This window comes from Yinghuangia soli, assembly GCF_021502675.1.
Lineage (GTDB): Bacteria > Actinomycetota > Actinomycetes > Streptomycetales > Streptomycetaceae > Yinghuangia > Yinghuangia soli.
The window spans coordinates 1-19,868 of sequence record NZ_JAKFHA010000060.1 but is presented as its reverse complement, the minus strand read 5'-3'; the positions used below and the strand labels follow the sequence as shown (position 1 = coordinate 19,868).

Below are 19,868 nucleotides of genomic sequence, written 5' to 3'. Positions count from 1 at the left end.
CCTGGTGCCCACTACCTCGCCACCCCCCCCCCCCCCCCCCGGGGGGGCCCCCCCCCCCCCGCCCCCCCCCGACCCTTTGTCGTGCCCAACTGCGTGAAAATCGCCGGATATTGGCGGCCATCTGCCGCAGCAACTGTCGGTTTCTGCCCACACGCAAGCGCGTCGGCCCCTAACGTAGGCCACCTCAACTGACCTTATGGTCGGGCGCAGTCCGGGGGGACTTTCATGCGCCGGCCCGTCATCGCGGCTTGCCCTTGCCTTGGCCTGCCCTGCCTTCGCCCTGTGCTCTTCGCTCTTTCCTCTTTGCTCTTCGCTCTTTGCTCGTCGCTCTTCGCCCGTTGCTTTTCGCCCTTGTTCTTACGCCCTTCTCCTCAGGAGCCCGAACGTGAGACGCATACGCCTGGCTGCGGCAGCGGCCATCTCCGTGCTCGTGCTGGCGGCCTGCGGCGCCGACACCACCGACAGCGCCTTCGCCGGCGCATCTTCGACTCCGACCACCTCGGCGCCGGAGTCGGCGTCGGCCGCGCCGACGATGGCACCAGGTCCGGCTGCACCCACGGAAGCAGCACCGGCCCCCGCTCCCCCGACGACCGAGGCTCCCATCCCGACAGCCACGGCCACGGCACGGACGCAGAAGCCCGCCCCGACCACCGTGAAGCCGGTCGCGCCGACGACCAAGCGTCCGCCCACGACTGCGGCCGCACCGAAGCCGAAGTGCGAGATCGTCTCGAACGCCGGGAACTGCTACGAGGACGGCCAGTTCTGCCGCAAGGCCGACCTGGGCCGCACCACGCACGCCGGGAACGGCGAAGTGATCCGCTGCGTGCAGGACGGCGACCGCTACCGCTGGGACGAGGCGTAGCCGTCGGCTGCGGACGCCGCAGCCAAGCCGACCATTAGCATCGAACGATGCTTTTCGGACGGGATACCGAGCTCGCCGCGCTGGCCGCGCTCATCGGGTCGGCACGCGACGGACACGGTTCCGCGCTGGTGGTGAGCGGCCCGCCGGGTATCGGGAAGTCGGCGCTTCTCGCGGCGGCTGCGGACATCGCCGGCGGCGGCGCCACAACCGCGGGTTCAGGCGCGAGTGCGGGCACGGGTACAGGCGAAGGCGCGCGCACCGGCACCGGCACCGGCACCGGCACGGGCGCGAGTGCGGGCCAAGGCGACGCCACCGTCCCGTTCCGGATCCTGCGGGCCACCGGGATCGAGTCGGAGGCGGGCCTTCCCTTTGCCGCGCTGCAGATGCTGCTCGCCCCGGCGCTGGACCGGCTGGACGTGCTGCCGGCTCCGCAGGCCGCCGCGCTGCGCGGGGCATTCGGACTCGCCGAGCCGTCCGATGAGGCCCGCTTCCTGGTCGGCCTCGGCGTCCTGACGCTGCTCGGCGAGTTGGCGGAGGAACGCCCGCTGCTGTGCATCGTCGACGACACCCACTGGCTGGACGCGCCATCGGCCGCCGCGCTGGGATTTGCGGCGCGGCGGCTGGGTGCCGAGCGGGTGGCGGTGCTGTTCGGTACGCGGGACCGCGGCAGCATCGGTCCTGCCTCCGGTACGGGGTCGGGGCCGGGTCCCGGTCCGGGTTCGGGGTCGGGGTCGGGGTCGAGTTCGGGGTCGGGGTCGAGTTCGGGTTCGGGTTCGGGTTCGGAGCCGAGTTCCAGCGGGGGCAGCGCCGGCGGTGTCTTCTCCGCGCTCGCCGGCCTGCCCGTCCTCTCCCCCGCCCCGCTGGGCGACGTCGAGGCCGCCGCGCTTGTCGCCGCGCACACCCCGGGGCTCGCGGCTCCGGCGCGAGGGCGCGTCGTGGCGGAGTCGTCCGGCAATCCGCTCGCGCTCCGCGAGTTGGCCAGTGGTCTCGGACGAGAGCACCGCTCCGGTTCGGCATCGCCGCTCCCCAACACGCTCACCGCTCCCGACGCGGTCGCCGAAACGTTCCGCCGCAAACTCGGCGAACTCGGCCCGAAGGCCCGCACATTGGCCGTGGTCGCGGCCGCGGACCGGAGCGGCGACGTGGCCATCCTGCTGGCCGCGGCCCGCGCGCTCGGATGCGATCTCGCCGACCTGGACGCGGCGGTCGACGCAGCCGTCCTCGTCGTCACCGACGGCAGCTACACGTTCCGGCACCCGCTCATCCGCACCACCGCGTTCCAGGACGCCACCCTCACCGAGCGCGTCAACGCCCACCGATCCCTCGCCGACGCACTCGAGGAACTCCCGGCGCAGCACCTCAGCGCCGCCTGGCACCGGGCCCTCGCCGCCACCGGACCCGACGCGCAGGTGGCCGCCGCCATGGAGCAGGCCGCCGACCACGCGTGGGCCCGCGGCGGCGGCTCGGCGGCAGCGTACGAACAGGCCGCCCGGCTCAGTCCGGAACGTGCCGACCGGGCCCGCCTGCTGCTGCGCGCCGCGCAGACCGCCGTGGTCGCCGGGGACACCGACGACGCGACGGCGCTGTCGGCACGCGCGGCCGAGGCGTCCGACGATCCCGCCATCCGTGCCGCACTCGCGATGGTCGACGCGACCGCGGAGAACTTCCGCGGCCACCCGCGCCGCGCCGCCCGGCTGCTGGTGTCGGGCGTCGAGGACTTGGTTGCCGCCGCGGACGACCACGCACTGGGCACCGAAGGCGCTCCTTCAACAGCCGCCTCCGCAGCGGGCACTCCGCCGACGGGTGCTCCCTCTACGACGGCTTCCTCGACGGACACGCAGCCGACAGCGCCCTCCTCGACAGAGGGTCCCTCAGCAGACACTCGCTCAGCAGACAGTCCCTTCACAGGTGCTCCCCCGACAGGTGCCCTCCCGTCAGCCGCTCCCTCGATGGCGGCTGCCCCCGCGCTGCTGGCCATCGCGGCCGGATACGCCTGGACGTCCGGCGAATCCCGGCTGCTGCGGCGCATCGCCGAACTCGCCTCCCATACCGCCCCGGACACCCTGGTGACCGCCGCGACCGCCGGCCTGGCCGCACTGCCGGACGGCGACTTCGCCACCGGAATCCCGCCGATCGCCGCCCTGGTCGCCCGCGAACGCACCGCGCCCGCCGATGCGTTGATCACCCGCCTGTTCATCGGACGTCTGGCGCGCATCCTCGGCGACGACGCTGCCGCGGCCGAACTGGCCGAGGCCGAGACCGTACGGTGCCGGGCCCGGGGAACGGTCGGCGCCCTCGCCGACGTCCTGGCCGCGCTCGCGCACGCCCAGCTCATGGCCGGCCTGCACCGCGACGCCGAGGCGTCGGCCACCGAGGGGGCCGGATTCGCGCGCGAGACCGGCCAGCGGCACGTCCTCGACGACCTGGCCGCGACGCACCTGCGCATCGCCGCGCTGGCCGGGGACGAGGCCCGCTGCCACGCGATCGTCGCGGACCGCGAGGGCCTGGCCGGCCATCCGGCAATTGCCCTCCTCGACATCGGCATGGGCCGGTACGACAGCGCGCTGGAACGCCTGGAGTCGGCGCTGACCGGCCCGGGCGCGTACCGGTCGTCGCTCACCTTTGCCATCCCCGACCTGGTCGAAGCTGCCGTACGCGCGGGCCGACCGGAGCGTGCCGCGAGCCCGTTCGTACGGTTCGCGGCCTGGGCCGAGGCTGCTCCCACGCCGTGGGCGAAGGCCGTCGCCCTGCGCTGCCGGGCCCTGCTCTCCGCGGAGCCGGCCACCGCCGAACCTCAGACGGCAACCGAGTCCGGCGAAACCACGGAAGCACTGTTCTCCGCCGCGATCACTGCTCACACGGGCAGCGGCCGCCCGTTCGAACAGGCGCGTACCGAGCTTCTGTTCGGCGAATGGCTCCGGCGGTCCAAGCGCCGGACCGACGCCCGGAGCCACCTGCGCTCCGCCGCCGCCCGCTTCGACCGCCTCGGTGCCACCCCCTGGGCGGAACGCGCCCGCACCGAACTCCGCGCGGCAGGCGAAGCCGGCACAACGCCTTTGCCCCTGGGCCTCACCACGGCCCCTGCCGAATCCGCCGGGGCGGCGGCACCCACCGCCGCACTCCCCCTGGACGCACTCACCCCGCAGGAACTCCAGGTGGTCCGCCTCGCCGCAGCAGGCGCGAGCAACCAGGACATCGCCGCCCAGCTGTTCCTGAGCCGCCGCACCGTCGAGTACCACCTCTACAAGGCGTACCCGAAGCTCGGCATCGGCTCCCGCCGCGAGCTGGTCAAGCTGGCACTCGCCACCGGCGGGACATCCGCTTGAGACGCCGGCCCGTCGATCGGCGTTGCATTGCGTCTTCTCTAGCGAATTGAATAGACTTGACGCAATTGCGGATGACATCCGACAATAGTTGCGACTTATCTCCTGGACCCGCTAGTGAACCCGCAAGGTTGCCACATGGACCAGATGTCGGTGAGACAGGCCGCGAAGTCCTTGGGCGTCAACTCTGCTCGTGTCCGCCAGCTGCTGCAAAGCGGTGGCCTGCAGGGTGTGTGCGTCGACGGCAGGTGGCTGGTGGACATTGCGAGTGTCCGTGCCCGCCAAGCGCAGGGGCCGCCGACGGGCCGTCCGCTGTCCCCAAGGAACGCCTGGGGTCTCATGGTCTTGCTAGCCGGCGACAAACCCGCAGACTTGTCTGCCCCGGAGCTTTCCCGGCTTCGGGCACGTCTGCGAGATCTTGGCAAAGACCCGGATCTCGTTCCCGCTCGCCTGCGACATCTGCTCGCCCACCGCGCGGAGGTGCATCCGTACCGTGTGCATCGGGGTGTCCTCGCCGACTTCTTGAACTCCTCGGGCGTGGTGCGGTCGGGAGTAAGCGCAGCGCCCGACATCGGCGCGGACTACATGGGAGTAGGTACCGCCGAGGCATACGTAGAGCGCCGCCGCCTTCCCGAACTAGAGCGGGAGTTCGGGATGATCGCCGATGCACCGCGCGCCAACTTGATTGTGCGCGTCCCACCCGTAGAGGCATGGACCTTTCTTGCGGGGGAGGCAAGTGGGCATGGGTACGCTCCCGCCCCAGTCGTGGCGGCCGACCTGCTGGATGCCCAGACAGACAGAGCCATCGCAGCCGCAGCCGGAGTCTTGGATTCCCTCTTCAAGAGGCTGCAATCGAAGCAAGGATGAGGCATGAGCCAGTTACAGGTCGTCATCAATGCTGACATCCTCACTGAACCAGTGATCGACCTTTGGAACACCCTGTTGGACTTGTCCGAGCGAGTACCTCCGGCCTGGACTTTGATCGGCGGCCAGATGGTGCTGCTCCATGGCATGGAGCACGATCGCGTGCCCCCGACGGTGAGCCAGGACTTGGACGTCCTGGCCGACCTGGTCTCCGAACCGCGCAGCCTGCACCGCCTGGTGGCGGCGCTGGGGGACTTGGGTTTTCGAGTCGACGGCATGTCCGCAGAAGGGAAGGCTCATCGATACAAGCGCGCATCGAAGGCCAACCATCTGACCGTCGATTTGCTTGCCCCGGATCACATGGGCAAACACGCGGATCTCACCACAACACCGCCCGGGACGACCCTGGAAGTTCCCGGCGGACGGAGAGCGCTGGAACGAACCGCTGATGTATCGGTCCAACTGGGTCATCGGACCGGGACCATTCGACGCCCCGACCTTCTTGGTGCCATCGTAGGAAAGTCCGCAGCCCTCGGCATCGCAGCGACATCCCGGGAAAAGCACTATCGCGACCTGGCGTTCTTGCTCTCGCTCCCGACCGCACCGCTGACACTCAGGGCTGAGCTGACAAGATCGGACAGGAAGAAACTCGCCCTCGCCCGGGAATTGGCCGACATGGACCACGCGGCGTGGCGAGCGCTTGACGACGATGAGGCTGCCGAGGACGGGTATGCGCTGCTCCTGCTGCTGACGTCCTGAAGAAGCAGCCTGCGGCTGCGCCGCGACTACCGTAGTTCTACGGATTCGGTACCCCCGCACCCCCGCATAGCTTTTTGACCTGCAGGAACGGTCGAGAAGCGAATGCGGGGAGAGTGTCATGGGCAAGGCAGTGCTGTTCCACGAGCCGGGTGGTCCCGAGGTGCTTCGGCTGGCCGAGGTGGACGTGCCGGAGCCGGGACCCGGCGAGGTGCGGGTGCGGGTGCGGGCAGCCGGGGTGCAGCCGTTCGACGTGTCGGTGGTCGAGGGGTGGCTGCCCGCCTTCCTGACCGAGACGATGCCGCTGCCGCGGATCCCGGGCAACGAGTTCGCCGGTGTCGTGGACGCGGTCGGCGCCGGCGTCGGGGCCAATCCGCTGGGCGAGCCGCTGCAGGTGGGCGCGGAGGTGCTCGGGTTCTCGGTGCTCAAGGCGTACGCGGAGTACATCGTGGTGCCGGCCGAGCACGTGGCGGTCAAGCCCGCGGACATGCCGTGGGAGGTCGCGGGCGGCCTCAACTCCGGTGCGCAGACGGCGTCCATCGCGCTGGAGATGCTGGGCGTCGGCAAGGGCGACACGCTGCTGGTCAATGCGGCGGCGGGGAACGTCGGGACGGTCGCGGTGCAGTTGGCGCGCGAGCTCGGTGCCACGGTGATCGGGACGGCCCGTGAGCAGAACCACGAGTACCTGCGGTCGCTCGGCGCGATCCCGGTGGCGTACGGGCCCGGCATGGCGGACCGGGTCCGCGCTGCCGCCCCGGGCGGGATCGACGCGGTGCTCGACGGTGCGGGCGGGGAGTCACTCGACGCCGCACTCGAACTCGCGGACCCGGCACGGGTGATCACCCTCGTCGACCACCACCGCGCGGCGGAGGGCGGCATCCGTACGACGAACCCCGCGCTGCGGCATGTCTCGCGGCTGGCAGCCGCCGCCGAACTGTACGCCCAGGGAAAGCTGAAGGTGCACGTGCGGCGGACGTACCCGCTGGCGCGCGCCGCCGATGCGCAGCGCGAGGTCGCGGTCGGGCACGGCCGCGGGAAGGTCGTCCTGCTCGTGCCGTGAGCGCCGTAAGCGCCGTGAGCGCCGTACGACGCAGCTCCGACAACCCGCGCAATGCGGCGCGGTGCAAGAGCAGGACGACTCGGCACGACTCAGCATCCGGCAGGGCCACCTGACCCCGGGCGCACACGCAGATCGCACGCAGATCGCACGCAGGAGGAACACCATGTCCGCGACCACCGATTCCGGCTTCTACTCGATCATCGACTACACCGTGGACGGCCCGGCCACCCAGCAGGAGCTCGTGGACGCGTTCGCCGCGATCCAGGAGAAGTGGGTGCGCTTCTACCCCGGCTACCTGTCCGCGCGGTTCCACGTCAGCACGGACGGCACCCGCGTCTACAACGTCGTGAGCTGGGCGAGCGAGGCGGACTACCGCAACTTCGTCGAGACGTCGGACACCGACGGCCGCATGGCCGACATCGTCGGGGCGGTCGAGGCCCTGGGCGGGCGGGCCGAGGCGCGGATGTCCGGGGTGCCCACGTACACGGTCGTCCGCGAGGTCGGCCCCGGACCGCGCAAGGAGGGCTGACGCATGCTGGTCGAGGTCTTCGGGGACATGATGTGCCCCTGGTGCTACATCGGAAAGCGGCGCCTGGAAGCGGCAGTTGCCGGTCTGGACCCCGCTGGGCGCGCCGAGGTCGAGGTGGTGTGGCGCAGTTTCGAACTCGACCCGGACTCCAGCCGTACGCCCGGGCCGACCGCCGAGGAGCTGATGCCCCGCTGGTGGGGCGACCGCGCCGCCGAGCGCATCGCGCTGATCAAGGCGAACGGCGTGCAGGAAGGCCTGGAGCTCAATCTGCACCTGTCCCGCCCGGTGAACATGTTCGATGCGCACCGCTTGGTCCAGCTGGCGGCGCATCAGCACATGGCCGATGCGGTGCTGGAGGCGCTGATGTACGCGTACCACACCGAAGGTGCCGACCTTGCGGACCGCGAGGTGCTCGAACGACTGGGCGTGGCAGCCGGATTGGCCCAGGACGGAGTGCGGTCGACGCTGCACGGGGACGCGTACGCCGCCGAGGTCCGGGCCGACGAGGCCCGCGGCGCCGCACTCGGGGTCACCGGCGTCCCGTCGGTGGTCGTCGGCGGTCGCCCGCCGGTCTCCGGGATCGAGCCGGCCGAGCGGCTGCGGGCGGCAATTCGGGACGCCCTGGCCGAACGGACCGGTGCCTCGGTGGCCGCAGGTGCGTGACCTCGATGCGATGGCGGTCGCAGCCATCGGCACACCTGCCCGCCCGTACGGGAGCTGACGGGCGGGCGGGTGTGCGCTTCATGATGGTGTGTCAGGTGGGGGTGGGTCACCTTCCGGGCGGGCGTGTCACGACCGTGCATCAGATGTCGAGGAAGCGGACGTCCTTGGCGTTGCGCTGGATGAAGCTCCGGCGGGCCTCGACGTCCTCGCCCATCAGGACCGAGAACAGCCCGTCGGCGACGGCCGCGTCGTCGAGGGTCACCTGGCCGAGGATCCGGTGGTCGGGGTCCATGGTGGTGACGCGCAGTTCCTCGGCGTTCATCTCGCCCAGGCCCTTGAAGCGCTGCACGGAGTCGTCCTTGATCCGGCGGCCCTCCTGCCGGCCACGCTCCAGGAGCATGGTGCGCTCGCGGTCGGAGTAGGCGTATTCGACGTGCTCGCGGCTCCACTTGATCTTGTACAGCGGCGGCCGGGACAGGTAGACGTGGCCGCCGTCGATCAGCGGGCGCATGAAGCGGAACAAGAAGGTCAGCAGCAGAGTGTTGATGTGCTGCCCGTCGACGTCGGCGTCCGCCATCAGGATGATCTTGCGGTAGCGGAGTCCCGCAATGGCGAAGTCCTCGTGCACGCCGGTGCCGAGCGCGGAGATGATCGCCTGGATCTCCTGGTTGTGCAGGATCTTGTCGATCCGGGCCTTCTCCACGTTGAGGATCTTGCCGCGGATCGGGAGGATCGCCTGGCATCGCGGATTGCGCGCGGACTTGGCCGAGCCCCCGGCCGAGTCGCCTTCCACGATGAAGATCTCCGATTCCGCCGGGTCGTTGGACTGGCAGTCGGACAACTTGCCGGGCAGCGCGGCGGTTTCCAGCAGGCTTTTCCGTCGGGTCAGGTCGCGCGCCTTGCGGGCCGCGACCCGCGCGGTGGCCGCCTGGACGGCCTTGCGCACGATGTCCGCGGCCTCCTGCGGATTGCGGTCGAACCAGTCGGCCAGGTGCTCGTGGACGACCTTGTGCACGAAGGTGCGCGCCTCCGTGTTGCCCAGCTTGGCCTTGGTCTGGCTCTCGAACTGCGGCTCGGCGAGCTTGAGCGAGACGATCGCGGTCAGCCCTTCGCGGATGTCCTCGCCGGAGAGGTTGTCGTCCTTCTCCTTGAGCAGCTTCTTGTCGCGCGCGTAGCGGTTGACCACGGTGGTCAGGGCGGTACGGAAGCCCTCCTCGTGGGTGCCGCCGTCGTGGGTGTGGATGGCATTGGCGTACGAGTAGACGCTGTTCGTGTACTGGCCGTGCCACTGCAGCGCGACCTCGACGGCCAGCAGCCGCGCCGGGTCCGCCGCGCCGAAGGCGACGACCGAGCGGTGGACCGGTTCGCCCTTCCGGGCGTTGAGGTACGTGACGAAGTCGGTGATACCGCCGTCGTAGCGGTACGAGACGGCCTTCGGCACCCCGTCCGCGGAGGGCCGTTCGTCGGTCAGCGTCAGCGTGAGGCCGCGGTTGAGGAAGGCCATCTCCCGGAAGCGCCTGGCGAGCGTGTCGAAGGAGTACTCGGTGGTCTCGAAGATCTCGGGGTCCGCCCAGAACGACAGGGCCGTACCGGTCCGGCCGGTTGCCTCGTGCCGGGCCAACGGGGCGACCGGGACGCCCTTTTCGTAGGCCTGCGTCCAGCGGTGCCCGTCGGTGCGGACCTCCACCGACAGGCGGGTCGACAGCGCGTTCACGACCGACAGCCCGACGCCGTGCAGGCCGCCGGAGTAGGTGTATCCGCCGGACCCGAACTTGCCGCCCGCATGCAGCAGCGTGAGCACGACCTCGACGGCGGGCCGGCTCTGCTGCGGGTGCATGCCGACGGGGATGCCGCGGCCGTTGTCGGCCACGCGCACGCCGCCGTCGGCCAGCAGCGTCACGTCGATGCGGTCGGCCACCCCCGCGAGCGCCTCGTCGACGGAGTTGTCCACGAGTTCCTGGACCAGGTGGTGGAGCCCCCGTTCCCCGGTGGAGCCGATGTACATCCCGGGCCGCTTGCGTACGGCGTCGAGACCTTCCAGGACCGTGATTGCGTTGGCGTCGTACGCCGCGGGCTCGCGAGCGGCGGGGATGTCGGCCGTATGGGTGCGCATGTCGTGCGTCGTCAACGAAGGCTCGCTTTCGGGCATGGCAGACCGCGCTCCCGCACGCGGTGCGGGAGCGGCCGGACGGCTGGCGGAGGGCGGGCAGGGCAGCCCGAACAAGGACCAGAAGGCCGCCGGCCGCGGAACCGGCGCCCCCTGGAAACTCCCTCCAAGGTACCCGAGTCGCCATGAAGCAAGGGATCTGCAAGTGCTCCATGTGGCCACACAAGGGCCTGAAAGCCTGGGATCCAATCCCCCCTGAGCGACTGGCATGAAAATGCGGGAGAACGCCGCACGTGGACTTTCCCGATGCCCTGCCGCGCGGACTTGGAGGCACCAATTCCAGGGCGATTCTCCGCAGTCGCGACCGTCCTCAGCGGACCTCGTACGGAGGCCGGCTCCGAGACAGGAAAGCCCCGTTGTCGGACAGCAGGAACTGCCCCGTCGTGTGCGCCGCCAGGTCCGACGCCACCAGCAGCACCAGCCGGGCCATGTCGTCCGGCTCGGACAGCGCGCCGAGCGGGATCGCACCCAGCAGCGAGGCCTGGAACTCCTCGGAGAGCGATGCGGCGACCTGCGCGGTCAGCGTCGTCCCGGGCGCCACTGCGTTGACCCGGATCCGGTGCGGCGCCAGTTCGACGGCCAGGGTCTGGGTCAGGTGGTTGACCGCGGCCTTCGCGGCGCCGTAGGGAGCGAGCCCCGGCGCCGGGCGCGTGGTCTCGCCCGAGCTCACGTTCACGATGCAGCCGCCCCGCCCGGCCGCGATCATCGCGCGGGCCTCGGCCTGGCAGGAGTACGCGGTCGCCATCAGGTTCACGCCGACCACGTCGCGCAGCGCCTGCGGACTCCAGTCGACGAACGCCGCGGTGCCGTGCCCGGCCGTCATGCCCACGTTGTTGACCGCGACGTCGAGGCCGCCGAGCGCCGCGACCGCCGCATCGACCATGGCGCCGACCTGCTCCGGATCGGTCGCGTCCACGGTCAGGGCGACCGCCTTGACGCCCTCCGCGGCGACCAGCGCCGCGGTCTCCTCGGCCGCCTCGCCCCGCAGGTCGGCCACCGCGACGTCCGCCCCCGCCCGGGCCAGCCACCGGCACACCGCCCGCCCGATCCCGGCACCGCCGCCGGTCACCAAGGCGGCCCGCCCGTCCAGTTCGATGCCGACTGCCATCCGACCCCTCGCTTCCGGTACCCCCGGAGGCCTCCGGGGCTGCGCTCGATCCGTTCGACAACTCGATCTGTTCGATAATTCGAAAAACAAAACAGTCTCTTCGAAATATCGAACAACATCATTGAACCTGACGACTCGTCAGGCTAGCTTCAAGGGCGTGACAACCCCAGAAACCGTCCTCTCCATCGCGGACGAGTCCCCCGAGACGCTGTACGCCCTGCTGGAGTCGCGCGGCTGGGGCGACGGTCTGCCCGTCGTCGCCCCGACCGCCGCGCGCGTCGACGCGATGCTCGACGGGTACGACGGCGACCCCGACGAGATCATCGGCACCCTCGCCCCGCGCCTGGGCGAGGCGACCCCGCGCGTCCTCGCGGTCAACGCGGTCCTGGCCGGCTGCCCGGCCGGCCTGCTGCCGGTCCTGGTCGCCGCGGTCCGCGGCCTGGTGGCCCCCGAGTTCAACCTGCGCGGCGTCAACTCGACCACCCACCCGGTGTCCGCGATGGTCCTGGTGCACGGCGAAGCCGTCGAGCGCCTGGGCTTCAACGCGGGCACCGGCACCCTCGGCCCCGGCAACCGCGCCAACGCGACCCTGGGCCGCGCCGTCCGGTTCGTCATGATGCACCTGGCCGGCGGCACCGCGAAGGGCCACGACGGCGCCGGCCTCGGCGACGCCGCGACGCACGGCCAACCCTCCAAGTACACCTACTGCTTCGCGGAGAACACCGCCGCCAGCCCGTGGCCCGCCTACCCGCGCACGCTCGGCCTCGACAGCCCCAGCGCGGTCACCGTGGCCGGCATGGAGAACCCGCACAACTTCCACGACATGGAGAGCCGCGACCCGGCCGGGATCCTCGACAAGGCCGCGACCGTCATGGCCACCTTCGGCACCAACAACGCCGTGGTCTCCGACGCCGAGTACTTCGTCGTCCTCGGCCCCGAGCACGCCGCCACCATCGCGGGCGCCGGATGGGCCCGCGAGGACGTCCAGTCGTACCTCTACGAGAAGGCCCGGCGCCCGGCCGGCGACTTCCGCGCGCACTTCACCGCCAACCTGTGGCGGCCGTGGCAGAAGGCCCTGCGCGACGACGACCTGATGCCGATGACCGACCACCCGGGCAACATCCGCGTCCTGGTGTCCGGCGGACCGGGCAAGCAGTCCTTCGTGGTGCCCAGTTGGGGCCGCACCCGCAGCGTCACCGTCCCGTTCGGCGCAGGAACCGGAACCGGAGCAGCAGCGTGATCGAGATCCTCTCCCCCGAAGGCCGCGTCGGCACCGCCGCCAAGGAACTCGCGCCCAGTCCGGCGCTGCTGGCCGGCCTGCGCATCGCGGTCCTGGACAACCTCAAGCCGCACGCCGGCTACATCCAGGGCGCCATCGCCCGCCTCGTCGCCGAACGCACCGGCGCGACCGTCACCCTGGAGATCGCCAAGACCAGCGCCGCGCTGCCCGCCGAACCCGAGGTCGTGGCCCGGCTGCGCGCCGAGGCCGACCTGGTGGTGACCGGTTCCGCAGACTGCGGCTCGTGCACCTCGTGGAGCGCGTACGACACCGTCGAGCTCGAACAGCTCGGCCTGCCCACCGTGCTGCTCGCCACTGCCGGGTTCACCGAACTCGCCGAGCAGGTCAGTGCGTTGTACGGGCTGCCGCAGGCGCGCATCGTCACCGTCCCGGGCCCGCTGGGCGGCTCCACCGACGCGCAGTTGGACGCGATGGCCGCGAACGCCGTCGAACGCACCCTCGCCCTCTTCACCGGGGCTGCCCCGGCCGCCCCCGCCCAGGAGCCGCGCGCATGACCACAGGACCCGAAGCCCCTGCCGCCGCCGACCCGACCGACGACGCGGTCGCCGCCGCCCTCGCCCCGCTCGCGAACGGCCTGGCCGCGGACGACTACCGCCTCGACATCACCCGCACCGGCCCGTACGCGGTGACCCTCGCCGTCGTCGCCGGCCCGGCCGCGTGCGCCGACTGCCTGGTCCCCCGGGACATCACCCGCCGCATGGCCGAGCAGCGCCTGACCGCCATACGCCGGGCCCCCTGGGAGGTCGACGTCCGCTACCCCGCGGACGCCTAGAACAACCTCGCCCGCGCCCCGACCCACCTTCCCTACAAAGCCAGTTCGGCCTCGTTCACGTGCACGTGGCGGCCCACCCACTCGCCGTCGCAGAACGCCGCCACCACGTTCGGGTCGTCGGACGTGGCGACCGTGCGCGCCCCGCCCGGCACGGCCACGACGGCGATCGCGACGGTCGGCCCCTCCGGGCCCTCCACGACCGTGTAGCCGTCCACCGCGCCCAGCCCCCGGTAGTCGCCGACCACCTCGCAGACCGTCGCCGCCTCGGCAGTGCGCGCCGACAGGTCCTCGCCATGGAACGGCGTCTCCGGCGGCGTGGCCGACCACATCGCCCCGGCCTGCTTGGTGACCATGCCGGATATGCAGGTCACCAGGCCGGTCGCGGCCGGGTCGGTGCGCAGCTGCTTGGCCATCGACACGGTGGACTGCAGGGCATAACTGTTCAGCGGTCCGCCGGCGAACGACATGCCCCCGGTGACCGTAAGATCCTCGCGCTCCTCCAGCCCCAGTTCGGCGCGCTGGATGCGCACCGCGGCGGGGAAGCAGCTGTACAGGTCCACATACGTCGCGTCCGCCGCGGACACCCCGGTGTACGCGGCCAGCCACGACCCGACCGCGGCGAACCCCGGCGAGCGGTGCAGCTGGGCCCGCGCGACCACCGGGATCATCTGGTTCGACTCGGCCGCCGCCCACGGGAACACCCAGCGGTCGCGCGGCACTCCGAACCGCTCCGCGGCCTCCGCCGAGCACAGCACGAGCCCCGCCACCTGGTCGACCCCGGCCCGCGAGCAGTGCGAGCGCGTGTACGGCCGGGCCAGCATCGGGTTCGCCGGCGACGCGGCCGCGATCGCACCGGCGGGCACCGGCGCGCGGTGCCAGGCGTCCGGGTTGTCCACCGCGCGGTCCGCGAACCGCGACCACAGCGCGGCCACTTCGGCGGCGTGCTCCTCGACCGACAGGCCTTGGGCGTAGCGCAGTGCCGACTCGAGGATCGCGTACTGCCGGACAGGGACCGGCAGGCCGCGGTCGATCTCGATGCGGTGCAGGATGTCGCCGACCGGGCTCAGCACCTGGTCCGGCGGCGTGTTCGGCAGCGGATGCGCGATCGCCGGCCGCCCGGTGCCGCGCAACCGGCGGTCCCGGTACGCCGCTTCGGCGCCCGTGACGAGCACCACATCGGCGTTCCCGGCCGCGATCAGGGTCTCCGCATGGGTCAGCAACGTCTGCTGCAGAACCCCGAGTTCGGCGACCAGCGTGCGCGCGCCGCGGGCCCCGAAGCGCTCCGCGATCCGGCGGCCCGGGTCGCCCGGCCCCCACATGCCGCGGGGTATCAGCACCCGGTCCAGCGCGCCGAGCAGCTTGGCGCCCGGCCCGGCGTCGTCCGCGGCCGCCTCGGACGCCTGCGCCATCAGCTCGACCGCGTCCAGCCCTCCGCCCGGTGCGTCGACGCGCTGCTGCACCGCGGCGACTCCGACGAGCACCGGCGTACGCGGATCCAGGACCATGGCGGACTCCCTGCTGAAGGCCTTGAAAACAACCGCGACCAGAGATACATGCACCCATGCAAGGGTTCAAGGCCGGGGTCCCTTCCCCGGGACCGCTCGGGGTCCCGCCTCCTCCTCAGGTCGTACGCGGACGCCCCGACGACGACCGGGGAAGGCCCGCAGAACGCCGACTTCCGGGGGACGCCGGGTGTCGGACCGGACGCATAACGTAGGGGTTGTCCGAGCCGTTCACTCCAGAACGGTCACCGAACGAATCGAGAAGTGCCATGACGACCACCACCCCGCTCGCCTCCGCTCCGCGCCCGACGACCGCCGCCTCTTCCTACGCCCACGGCCCGCTGCTCGCAGTGATCGCCCGCCGGCGCCGGTACGCGCGCTCGGTCGCCACTTCGCGCGTGACCGCGGCGCTGCGGCGCGTCGCCTGACCTCCCGCTTCTCCCCCACCCCCGCTTCCGGCGGGCGGACGGGCCGACCGGCATCGGCCCGCCGACCCCGTCCGCCGGGTGCACCGACAGGACGGCAGACCCTGTCCGGGCAGCAGAACGGCCCCGCACACCAGCCGGTGTGCGGGGCCGTTCCGGTTTTTGCGCCGGTGCGTCAGCCCTGGAAGGTGATGCGGTCCGCGGCCGGGACCGGCAGCGGGGTGCCCGCCGACGAGTGCGCGGCCAGGTAGGCCAGCAGGGCCTCCAGGTCGGAGCCGCCGTTGAGCTTGTCGGTGCCGGTCTTGAAGGCCGTGAAGCCGTCGCCGCCGCCGGCCAGGAACTCGTTGGACGAGACCCGGTAGGACTTGGCGGGGTCGATCGGCTCGCCGTTCAGCTTCACGCTGCCCGGCACGATCATCGCGGCGCCGGTCTTGGTCTTGTCGACCGTGTACGCGAAGCCCTTGGAGACCTGCAGCCAACGCGGCTTCTCCGCGTTCACGCCGGTGACCTGCTGGGCCAGCAGGTCGAGGATGGCCTGACCGGTCAGCGTCTGCGTCACCATCATGTTGGTGAACGGCTGGACGGTGAACGCCTCCGCGTACGTGACGACGCCGTTGCCCTCGGGGCCCTCGTAGGCGAAGTCGCTGCGGATGCCGCCCGGGTTCATCAGGGCCAGCTGCGCGGCGCCCTTGTCGGCGGCCGCGGTGGCCTCCAGCTGGGCGTCCGCGATCAGGTCGCCCAGCGGGCTCTCCGGCTTGGTCGAGCCGCGGCCGTCGATCTTGCCCGCGATGTAGCCCACGGTCCGGTTCGCGACCGGCGCGGCCAGCGCGTTCCAGTCCTTGATGAGCGTCTTCATACCCTCGTGCTCCGCGGTGGTGCGGCGCACGATGTGGTTCGCGGCGGAGACCTTGGTGCGCACGATGTCGCGGGTGCGCTTGTCGTACGTCAGGTTGATCTCGGTGTACAGCCGGCCCAGCGACGCGCCGCTGGTGACCAGCCGGGGCTGGCCCTTCGGGTCCGGGATGCTGCACACGTACGACTGGTGGGTGTGGCCGGTGACGACCGCGTCGATCTCGGGGTCGAGGTTCTTCGCGATGTCGACGACCGGGCCGCTCAGGCCGAGCGCGCCGCCCGCGTTGCAGTCGTAGTTGTAGTACGCGCCGGACGTCGGCTGGCCGCCCTCGTGCAGCAGCACGACGATCGACTTGACGCCGATCAGCTTGAGCAGCTTGGTGTAGCGGTTGGCGGTCTCGACCTCGTCCTTGAACTTGAGGCCCTTGACGCCCTCGGCGGTGACGACGTCGGGGGTGCCCTCCAGCGTCATGCCGATGAAGCCGATCCAGGCGCCGTTGACGTACTTGATGCTGATCGGCGCCATGATCGGCAGGCCGGTCTTCTCGTCGACGACGTTGGCGGCCAGGTACTCGAAGTCGGCGCCCTTGAACTCGCGGCCCGGGGTGTAGCAGCCGTCCTTCGGGTGGCAGCCGCCGTTCTGCATGCGCAGCAGCTCGGCGCGGCCTTCGTCGAACTCGTGGTTGCCCACCGAGCTGACGTCCAGGCCCAGCTTGTTCAGGCCCTCGATGGTCGGCTCGTCGTGGAACAGGCCGGACAGCAGCGGGCTGGCGCCGATCATGTCGCCGGCCGCCACGGTCAGCGAGTTCGGGTTCTTGGCGCGGGCCGCCTCCAGCTGGGTGGCCAGGTGCGCCATGCCGCCGGCCGGGGTCGGGACGGTGGCGCCGGGCTCCAGGATCGTGCCCGAGCTGCCCTGCGGCGGCTCCAGGTTGCCGTGCAGGTCGTTGACCGCGAGCAGCTGCAGGTCCATGGTGCGCGCGGGCGGATTGCGGTCCGCCGAGGCCGTACCCGTGGTGGTCAGTCCGCCGACCAGGCTTGCGGCGACCACCGTCGTCACCGCGAGCCAGCCGCGGCGACGCTGTCGTATGGCCATGAATCCCCTCCTAGACGCGCGTAGATATCCGGACGACCCTAGGGTCTACGCGCGTTCGCGCCAAGACGTACGGTGTAAACGTGTGGTAACGGGGCGCGGAACTCCGAGCGGGCCGCAGGTTCGGACCGATGGGCGGGTCGGACCTCAGCGGCCGTCGGTGGACTCTTTCAGGCCGTCCGCGGCCGCGCCCTCGGAGAGCACGGCGGCGCGGATCGACTCGGCGGGGCCCTGGTAGCGGGGTGCGCGCCCGGCTCCGGCGCTGGTCTCGGCGTTGATGTTGACGATCCGGAACGGCGGGCCCGGGTCGGAGTACTGCGGCATGAACTCGGCCTGCTCGACCGCCCATCCGCCGGCCGCGCCGCGCGCGAAGGTGAAGCGCGCGATGGAGCTGTAGTTGCCGGCCAGCTTGTCCTGGCCGGGGAAGTTGGCCATCTGGTCGCCCATGCCGTAGACCACCCAGGTGCCGTTGACCTTGGCGTACGGCTGCGGCACGTGGTTGTGGGTGCCGAGGATCAGGTCGATGTCCTTGCGCCCGGCGTCGGCGGACGCGGTCAACTGCTGCGCCCAGGCGAGCTGGTCGGCGTCCGGCTTGCGCTGCCACTCGCTTCCCCAGTGCATGCTCAGCACCACGACCTCGGCGCCGGCCTTGCGGGCCGCCCGGGCCTCCGCGACGATCCGGCCCACGTCGACCACGTCCACCGCCCACGGCTTGCCGTCCGGCAGCGGAATGCCGTTGGTGCCGTACGTCCAGGCCAGGTGGGCGACCTTGACGCCCTTGACGTCGAGGATGTTCGGGGCGGCCGCCTCCTCCGCGCTGCGGGCCGAGCCGTTGTGCTTGATGCCGGCCGCGTCGAGTGCCGCGAGGGTGCGCTCGAGTCCGGAAAAGCCGTCGTCGAGGGTGTGGTTGGAGGCGGTCGAGCAGCCGTCGTAGCCGGCCGCGGCCAGTGCGGGGGCGATCTGCGGCGGCGCCTTGAAGAGCGGGTAACCGGTGAACGGGCCGTCCGGCTGCCCGTACGGCGTCTCCATATGGCACAGCGCGACGTCGGCACCGGACACGACCGGACTCACCCCGGCGAAGATCTTCGTGAAGTCGTGGCCGCGGCCGCCCGCGTCGTCCTGCGCCTGCCGGATGATCGACGGGTAGGCCAGCACGTCGCCGGTGGCCACCAGGGTGAAGCGCGACGTGCCGCCGACCGCGGCGGGGGATGCCGGCGCGGGGGCGGCCTGGGTCGCCCCGGTGCTCGCGGAGGGCGGCGGCGCGGTCTGCGCCGCCTGCCCGGCCGGTCCGGAGCCGCAGCCGGCCAGCGCGGCCGTGCACGCCAGGAGGCCGATCACAGTCCGTCGGCTGTGCGATCGGAATGCAGGCATATCCATGTCCTTTTGCACTCCTGTCCGACTATCAGTCGCCGGATCCCGTCAAAAAGCGTCCTGCCCTGCTGGGCAAGATCGCATGTCGGAAAGCGGTTTGCCGGGCACGCCACACCGGGGAGAGAGTGAAGCTGCGATCAAGGAAACGCCCAGATGAGGGAGAGGCCATGCGCGCCACGGTGATCCGCGGCCCCCAGGACATCCGCGTCGAGGAGGTCCCCGATCCGGCGCTGCGCCATCCGGGCGATGCGGTGGTGCGGGTGACCCACGCCTGCATCTGCGGGAGCGACCTGTGGGCGTACCGCGGCGTCGCGGCCCGCGAACCCGGGCAGCGCATCGGGCACGAGTTCATGGGCGTGGTCGAGGCGGTCGGCGCCGAGGTCGCCTCGGTCGCGCCCGGGGACCGGGTGATCGCGCCGTTCGTGTGGTCCGACGGTGTGTGCGGCTACTGCACCGAGGGGCTGTTCACCTCGTGCCCGCACGGCGGGTTCTGGGGGCAGCCCGGCTCGGACGGCGGCCAGGGCGAGGCGGTGCGCGTGCCGTTCGCGGACGGCACGCTCGTGCGTCTGCCCGCCGACCTCCCGGCCGAGCTGGAGGCCCCGGTGCTGTCGCTGGCCGACGTGATGGGCACCGGGCACCACGCGGCGGTCGCCGCCGGGGTGCGGCGCGGCGGCACGGTCGCGGTGGTCGGCGACGGCGCGGTGGGGCTGTGCGGCGTGCTGGCCGCGAAGCGGCTGGGCGCGGAGCGCATCGTGATGCTCGGCCGGCACGAGGACCGCACGGCGATCGCGCGGAAGTTCGGGGCCACGGACGTCGTGCCGGAGCGCGGCGAGGGCGTGCAGGCGGTGCTGGAGGCGGTCGGGACCGAGGACGCGATGCGGACCGCGATCTCGATCACGCGCGACGGCGGTGCGGTCGGCTACGTCGGGGTGCCGCACGGGGGCAGCGCAGGTGTGGACATCCGGCAGATGTTCGACCGCAACATCACGCTCGGCGGGGGTGTCGCGCCGGTGCGGGCGTACCTGCCCGAGCTGCTGGCCGATGTGCTGGCCGGGGAGCTCGACCCGTCACCGGTGTTCGACCTGGTGATCGGCCTCGACCAGGTGCCGGACGGCTACGCGGCGATGGACGAGCGCCGGGCGCTGAAGGCCATGATCACGTTCTGAGGCGGGCTGCGGCACCCGCAGGCACCGGGGGGTGTACGGGTGTGGGGGGGGGGGGGGG

At 71.7% G+C, this 19,868-nt stretch carries 16 protein-coding genes; 11 read left to right on the top strand and 5 right to left on the bottom strand.

Annotated elements, in window-relative coordinates; translation table 11 throughout:
- Nucleotides 1–385: 385 nt before the first annotated feature.
- The 6 genes from LZ495_RS42205 to LZ495_RS42170 all read left to right on the top strand — a co-directional run bounded on the left by LZ495_RS42205 (nucleotide 386) and on the right by LZ495_RS42170 (nucleotide 8,057).
- Nucleotides 386–862, top strand: a complete 477-nt coding sequence (locus LZ495_RS42205) for a hypothetical protein (RefSeq protein WP_235058562.1) — start codon at nucleotides 386–388, stop codon at nucleotides 860–862.
- A gap of 47 nt (nucleotides 863–909) precedes the next feature.
- Complete coding sequence (locus tag LZ495_RS44520; protein WP_268824052.1) at nucleotides 910–4,188, top strand: helix-turn-helix transcriptional regulator; 3,279 nt, start codon at nucleotides 910–912, stop codon at nucleotides 4,186–4,188.
- A gap of 867 nt (nucleotides 4,189–5,055) precedes the next feature.
- Nucleotides 5,056–5,808: a hypothetical protein gene (locus tag LZ495_RS42185; RefSeq protein WP_235058561.1), complete on the top strand. Its 753-nt coding sequence runs from the start codon at nucleotides 5,056–5,058 to the stop codon at nucleotides 5,806–5,808.
- Between the two features lie 118 nt (nucleotides 5,809–5,926).
- On the top strand, nucleotides 5,927–6,865 hold the full coding sequence (locus LZ495_RS42180; protein ID WP_235058560.1) for an NADP-dependent oxidoreductase: 939 nt from the start codon (nucleotides 5,927–5,929) through the stop codon (nucleotides 6,863–6,865).
- A 163-nt stretch (nucleotides 6,866–7,028) separates the two neighbouring features.
- Nucleotides 7,029–7,394 (top strand): antibiotic biosynthesis monooxygenase family protein, encoded by a 366-nt coding sequence (locus tag LZ495_RS42175; RefSeq protein ID WP_235058559.1) that lies wholly within the window; start codon nucleotides 7,029–7,031, stop codon nucleotides 7,392–7,394.
- Nucleotides 7,395–7,397: 3 nt separating this feature from the next.
- Nucleotides 7,398–8,057, top strand: a complete 660-nt coding sequence (locus LZ495_RS42170; protein WP_235058558.1) for a DsbA family oxidoreductase — start codon at nucleotides 7,398–7,400, stop codon at nucleotides 8,055–8,057.
- Between the two features lie 139 nt (nucleotides 8,058–8,196).
- On the opposite strand, the gene gyrB is transcribed toward LZ495_RS42170, so the two are convergent.
- On the bottom strand, nucleotides 8,197–10,170 hold the full coding sequence (gene gyrB, locus LZ495_RS42165) for a DNA topoisomerase (ATP-hydrolyzing) subunit B (protein WP_284701880.1): 1,974 nt from the start codon (nucleotides 10,168–10,170) through the stop codon (nucleotides 8,197–8,199).
- A gap of 364 nt (nucleotides 10,171–10,534) precedes the next feature.
- A complete protein-coding gene (locus LZ495_RS42160; protein ID WP_235058556.1) occupies nucleotides 10,535–11,332 on the bottom strand; it encodes an SDR family NAD(P)-dependent oxidoreductase in 798 nt (265 codons plus the stop codon).
- Between the two features lie 157 nt (nucleotides 11,333–11,489).
- Here LZ495_RS42160 and LZ495_RS42155 point away from each other — a divergent pair, with 157 nt between their 5' ends.
- The 3 genes from LZ495_RS42155 to LZ495_RS42145 are packed head-to-tail and all read left to right on the top strand — an operon-like array spanning nucleotide 11,490 to nucleotide 13,404.
- Complete coding sequence (locus LZ495_RS42155) at nucleotides 11,490–12,572, top strand: hypothetical protein (protein WP_235058555.1); 1,083 nt, start codon at nucleotides 11,490–11,492, stop codon at nucleotides 12,570–12,572.
- Nucleotides 12,569–13,126 carry a UGSC family (seleno)protein gene (locus LZ495_RS42150; protein ID WP_235058554.1) on the top strand — a complete coding sequence of 186 codons (558 nt, stop codon included), beginning with the start codon at nucleotides 12,569–12,571 and terminating at the stop codon, nucleotides 13,124–13,126. Before LZ495_RS42155 ends, LZ495_RS42150 begins: the two co-directional genes overlap by 4 nt.
- Entirely contained in the window at nucleotides 13,123–13,404 is a 282-nt protein-coding gene (locus tag LZ495_RS42145; protein WP_235058553.1) for a hypothetical protein, read from the top strand. Before LZ495_RS42150 ends, LZ495_RS42145 begins: the two co-directional genes overlap by 4 nt.
- A 32-nt stretch (nucleotides 13,405–13,436) precedes the next feature.
- On the opposite strand, the gene LZ495_RS42140 is transcribed toward LZ495_RS42145, so the two are convergent.
- Nucleotides 13,437–14,909: a hypothetical protein gene (locus tag LZ495_RS42140; protein WP_235058552.1), complete on the bottom strand. Its 1,473-nt coding sequence runs from the start codon at nucleotides 14,907–14,909 to the stop codon at nucleotides 13,437–13,439.
- Nucleotides 14,910–15,175: 266 nt separating this feature from the next.
- On the opposite strand from LZ495_RS42140, the gene LZ495_RS42135 reads away from it, so the two are divergent.
- Nucleotides 15,176–15,334 (top strand): hypothetical protein, encoded by a 159-nt coding sequence (locus tag LZ495_RS42135; protein WP_235058551.1) that lies wholly within the window; start codon nucleotides 15,176–15,178, stop codon nucleotides 15,332–15,334.
- 172 nt (nucleotides 15,335–15,506) lie between these two features.
- Here the strand turns inward: LZ495_RS42135 and LZ495_RS42130 are convergent, their stop codons facing one another.
- Nucleotides 15,507–17,276 carry a bifunctional metallophosphatase/5'-nucleotidase gene (locus tag LZ495_RS42130; protein ID WP_235058550.1) on the bottom strand — a complete coding sequence of 590 codons (1,770 nt, stop codon included), beginning with the start codon at nucleotides 17,274–17,276 and terminating at the stop codon, nucleotides 15,507–15,509.
- Between the two features lie 144 nt (nucleotides 17,277–17,420).
- Nucleotides 17,421–18,644, bottom strand: coding sequence for a CapA family protein (locus tag LZ495_RS42125; RefSeq protein WP_235058549.1), 1,224 nt, complete (start codon nucleotides 18,642–18,644; stop codon nucleotides 17,421–17,423).
- Nucleotides 18,645–18,811: 167 nt separating this feature from the next.
- Between LZ495_RS42125 and LZ495_RS42120 the strand changes: the two genes are divergently transcribed.
- Nucleotides 18,812–19,810, top strand: coding sequence for a zinc-dependent alcohol dehydrogenase family protein (locus LZ495_RS42120; protein WP_235058548.1), 999 nt, complete (start codon nucleotides 18,812–18,814; stop codon nucleotides 19,808–19,810).
- The last annotated feature ends 58 nt before the right edge of the window (nucleotides 19,811–19,868 follow it).

Excerpts from the sequence above, each read along its gene's own strand:
- LZ495_RS44520 (WP_268824052.1), top strand. The coding sequence starts at position 910 with ATGCTTTTCGGACGGGATACCGAGCTCGCCGCGCTGGCCGCGCTCATC.
- LZ495_RS42185 (WP_235058561.1), top strand. The coding sequence starts at position 5,056 with ATGAGCCAGTTACAGGTCGTCATCAATGCTGACATCCTCACTGAACCA.
- LZ495_RS42180 (WP_235058560.1), top strand. The coding sequence starts at position 5,927 with ATGGGCAAGGCAGTGCTGTTCCACGAGCCGGGTGGTCCCGAGGTGCTT.
- LZ495_RS42175 (WP_235058559.1), top strand. The coding sequence starts at position 7,029 with ATGTCCGCGACCACCGATTCCGGCTTCTACTCGATCATCGACTACACC.
- LZ495_RS42170 (WP_235058558.1), top strand. The coding sequence starts at position 7,398 with ATGCTGGTCGAGGTCTTCGGGGACATGATGTGCCCCTGGTGCTACATC.
- gyrB (WP_284701880.1), bottom strand. The coding sequence starts at position 10,170 with ATGCGCACCCATACGGCCGACATCCCCGCCGCTCGCGAGCCCGCGGCG.
- LZ495_RS42160 (WP_235058556.1), bottom strand. The coding sequence starts at position 11,332 with ATGGCAGTCGGCATCGAACTGGACGGGCGGGCCGCCTTGGTGACCGGC.
- LZ495_RS42145 (WP_235058553.1), top strand. The coding sequence starts at position 13,123 with ATGACCACAGGACCCGAAGCCCCTGCCGCCGCCGACCCGACCGACGAC.
- LZ495_RS42140 (WP_235058552.1), bottom strand. The coding sequence starts at position 14,909 with ATGGTCCTGGATCCGCGTACGCCGGTGCTCGTCGGAGTCGCCGCGGTG.
- LZ495_RS42135 (WP_235058551.1), top strand. The coding sequence starts at position 15,176 with ATGACGACCACCACCCCGCTCGCCTCCGCTCCGCGCCCGACGACCGCC.
- LZ495_RS42130 (WP_235058550.1), bottom strand. The coding sequence starts at position 17,276 with ATGGCCATACGACAGCGTCGCCGCGGCTGGCTCGCGGTGACGACGGTG.
- LZ495_RS42125 (WP_235058549.1), bottom strand. The coding sequence starts at position 18,644 with ATGCCTGCATTCCGATCGCACAGCCGACGGACTGTGATCGGCCTCCTG.
- LZ495_RS42120 (WP_235058548.1), top strand. The coding sequence starts at position 18,812 with ATGCGCGCCACGGTGATCCGCGGCCCCCAGGACATCCGCGTCGAGGAG.